This window comes from Synechococcus sp. BA-120 BA3, from assembly GCF_034931285.1.
Lineage (GTDB): Bacteria > Cyanobacteriota > Cyanobacteriia > PCC-6307 > Cyanobiaceae > Cyanobium.
In genome coordinates this window covers 1-3,405 of sequence record NZ_JAYGHZ010000392.1, presented here as the reverse complement: position 1 = coordinate 3,405, position 3,405 = coordinate 1, and the positions used below count along the sequence as shown (strand labels likewise).

General features: G+C 73.7%; 4 protein-coding genes. 2 read left to right on the top strand and 2 right to left on the bottom strand.

Features of this window, described 5'->3' with window-relative positions:
* Both VB737_RS15655 and VB737_RS15650 read right to left on the bottom strand, forming a co-directional pair.
* Positions 1-492, bottom strand: a 492-nt coding sequence (locus VB737_RS15655) for a type III pantothenate kinase (protein ID WP_500314316.1), incomplete at its 3' end; no start/stop codon positions are given.
* A 1-nt stretch (position 493) separates the two neighbouring features.
* A complete protein-coding gene (locus VB737_RS15650) occupies positions 494-1,351 on the bottom strand; it encodes a phosphoadenylyl-sulfate reductase (protein ID WP_500314314.1) in 858 nt (285 codons plus the stop codon).
* A 51-nt stretch (positions 1,352-1,402) separates the two neighbouring features.
* On the opposite strand from VB737_RS15650, the gene VB737_RS15645 reads away from it, so the two are divergent.
* Entirely contained in the window at positions 1,403-2,608 is a 1,206-nt protein-coding gene (locus tag VB737_RS15645; protein ID WP_500314312.1) for an NAD(P)/FAD-dependent oxidoreductase, read from the top strand.
* Complete coding sequence (locus VB737_RS15640; RefSeq protein ID WP_500314310.1) at positions 2,605-3,267, top strand: HAD-IA family hydrolase; 663 nt, start codon at positions 2,605-2,607, stop codon at positions 3,265-3,267. Before VB737_RS15645 ends, VB737_RS15640 begins: the two co-directional genes overlap by 4 nt.
* Positions 3,268-3,405 lie beyond the last annotated feature (138 nt).

The window sequence follows — 3,405 nt, the reverse complement described above, 5'->3', positions numbered from 1 at the left end:
GGCCAGCGGCCACGCCTCCCCGCCAGCCTCCAGCTCCCCCTCCAGGGCGGGCAGCCCCGCCGTCGCCGACCCCATGGCTGCCAACTGGAGCGCGGCCCCCGCCATCAGCCGGCCACCGGCGAAGCGGCCCTGTCCATCCACCCGGGTGAGGCTCAGCACCGTGCCCGCATCGGCCACCAGCACCGGCCCCCCGCACAGCCGGGCCGCCCACCAGCCCGCCAGGGCCCGGTCGATGCCGAGCCAGGGGGGTGATCCGGACAGGGGCACGTCCTCCAGCTGCAGCCGCGACGCGGCAGGCAGGGCGGCCTCCAGGGGAACCGCACCCACCGCCGCCCAGGCCAGGGGCGGCTCCACGGCCGAGGTCGGCGGGGGCAGGTGCAGGAACCGAAGATCCTCCGCAGAAGAGCCGCCGCTCCCGCTCTCCCCGCCGGCCAGGGCCCAGTGCCAGCGGCTGTTGCCGATCAGCAGCCAGCGGGGCCGGCGCCCCGGCACCTCAGATGCCCTCGCCCATCAGGCCGGGGAGGTGAATGCCGCACTCCTGCTGCAGCCCGCCGAAGCGGGTGGCCCGGCCGTTCGTGGTGCCGTCGTCGGGGGCGCTGGTGTGCCAGTCGCCGACGGTGGAATAGCCCTGCTCGAACAGCGGGTGCTGGGGCAGGTCGTGCTCCTGCATGTAGTAATAGACGTCGCGACGGCTCCAGGCGAGCAGGGGCCGCAGCGACCAGCGCTGCCGCACCGGATCGAGGCAGTGCATGGCCCCGCGGTGGTCGGTCTGGCCGGCCCGCACCCCGCTGGCCCAGCAGTGCACCTGCAGTCGCTCCAGCCCCCGGTCGAGGGGTTCGACCTTGCGGATGCGGTTATAGGTGCGCATGTCTTCGGGGGCCCCCGTCTCCCAGAGCCGGCCGTGCAGGGCCTCCATCCGGGCCGGGCTGAGGTCGGCCTGCAGCACGTGCAGATCGAGCTTGAGGCGGTCGCAGAGCTGGTCGGCGTAGCGGTAGGTCTCGGGCGGCAGGTAGCCGGTGTCGACCCAGAGCACGGGGATCGCGGGCCAGGCCCCGGAGCCGTCGAGGGCGCTGACCATGTGCAGCATCACGGCCGATTGGATGCCGAAGCTGGTGGTGACGGCGAAGTGGCCGGCGAACGTCTCCTGGGCCCAGCGCATCCGCCCGATCGCATCAAGGGGATCGAGGCCGGCCCGGGCGGCGTCCAGGTCGAGGGCGGAGCCATGCCGATCGCCGGGCAAGGCCTGGAGAGCCGCCTTCATGTCCGTCTCATCGCCCGCGGGGCCGGTGGACGACGGGATGGACGACGTAGTGGAGGGCGTGGTGGACGACGTGACAGGGAAGGACACCATCGACCCATCATCGCCCTTCGGTGATCCGGTCGCTGTGGTTAGGGTGACGCCATGCAAGGGCATCCGAATCCGGCCCGGAATCCGGCCCAGAACATTGTGATCGTCGGGGGTGGCTTCGGCGGCCTGTACACCGCCCTGGCCCTGGCCCAGCGGAAGCACCACCCCCCCGTCCTGCTCATCGAGCCGAACGATCGCTTCCTGTTCCTGCCCCTCCTCTACGAACTCCTGAGCGGTGAACTGCGCGGCTGGGAAATCGCCCCCCGCTACGACGGCCTGCTGGCCGGTCGCGGCCTGGCCTGGCTTCAGGACCGGGTGGAGCGGATCGACACCGACGGCCATCGGCTCCACACCGCCGCTGGCCGCACGATTCCCTACGGGCGCCTCGTCCTGGCGACGGGCGCCGAGAGCAACACCTTCGCGGTGCCCGGGGCCGATCGCCACAGCCTGGGCTTCCGCAGCCTGGCCGATGTGGAGCGGCTCCAGCGCCTGCTGGCCCACCTCAGGCAGCAGCGCAGGCCCCTGCAGCGCATCGCCGTGGTGGGGGCCGGCCCCACCGGCGTGGAGCTGGCCTGCAAGCTGGCCGACATGGCCGAGGGCAGCGCCGTGATCGAACTGATCGAGCAGGGGCCCCAGCTGCTGCCCCAGGCCAGGGCCTTCAACCGGGAACAGGCCGCCCTGGCCCTGCAGCGCCGTGATGTGCGGCTGCGCACCCGCACCCAGGTGGAGGCGGTCGAGGCTGAGGCGATCACGCTCCGGTGCCATCCGGAAGGGGACAGCCCCGCCCACGCCGAAACCCTGGCCGTGCATGCGGTCGTCTGGACGGCCGGCCTGAGCTTCCGTGCCCCCCGGATCGACCCCGCCCCCGCCTGCGACAGCCGCGGCCGCCTGCTCTGCGGGCCCGACCTGCGTCTGCGGGACCACGCGGACCTCTTCGTGGCCGGTGATCTGGCCGCCCCGGTCGACCCGGAGGGCACAGCCACTCCTGCCACAGCCCAGGTGGCCTTCCAGCAGGCCCCGGTGCTGGCCGCCAACCTGATCCGCTCCCTGGCCGGCGAACCGCTGGAGCCTTTCCACTGGAAGGACCTGGGCGAGATGATGAGCCTCGGCGTCGGCGAAGCCAGCCTCACCGCCTCCGGCGTCACCCTGGCCGGCCCGGCCGCCTACCAACTGCGTCGCCTGGCCTATCTCACCCGCCTGCCGGGCCGGCCCCATCAGCTGCGGGTGGCCGCCGGCTGGCTGGCCGACTGGAAACCATGACGGCGGCGAGCGACTGGCCCCGGCCCCGAGGTCTGCTGCTCGATGCCATGGGCACCCTGATCGGCCTGCGCACCTCGGTCGGGACCACCTACGCCGCCCTGGCCGCCGAGCACGGCATCGACGTCGCCCCAACAGCCATTGATCGGGCCTTCCCGGACGTGCTGCGGCAGGCCCCTCCCCTGGCCTTCCCCGGCCTTGAGGGCGACCGCCTGCTGGAGGCCGAGCGGCGCTGGTGGGGGGAGCGCATCGACGCCGTGCTGGCGGCGGCAGGGGCAGGGGGTGCCGAGGCGCCGGCCCCCACGGCCCTGCACCACGCCCTGTTCGATCGCTTCGCCGACCCCAGCCTGTGGCGCATCTACCCCGATGTGCCGGCAGCCCTGCGCCGTTGGCACGGGGCGGGGCTGCGCCTGGCCGTGGTCAGCAACTTCGACCGTCGGCTGCTGCCGCTGCTGGAGGGCCTGGGCCTGGCCGATCTGTTCGAGACGGTGGTGGTCTCCAGCAGCGCCGGGGCCGCCAAGCCGTCGCCCCAGCCCTTCCGGATCGCGCTGGAGACCCTCGGACTGGGCGCCGCCCAGGTCTGGCATGTGGGCGACAGCCCGGAGGATGGGGCCGGCGCCCGGGCCGCCGGCGTGCGCTGCCTGCTGGTGCGGCGTCCTTGAGGCAGGGGGTGCTGGCCGGCAGGACGGCGGGCCTGCGGCCCGCTGAGCGACGGCGGCTGGAACAGATCTGTCACCGGCGCCACCCCGGCGATGCCATCGCCGACCTGCTCACCCTGCAGCGCCTGGCGGCCGAGGGCC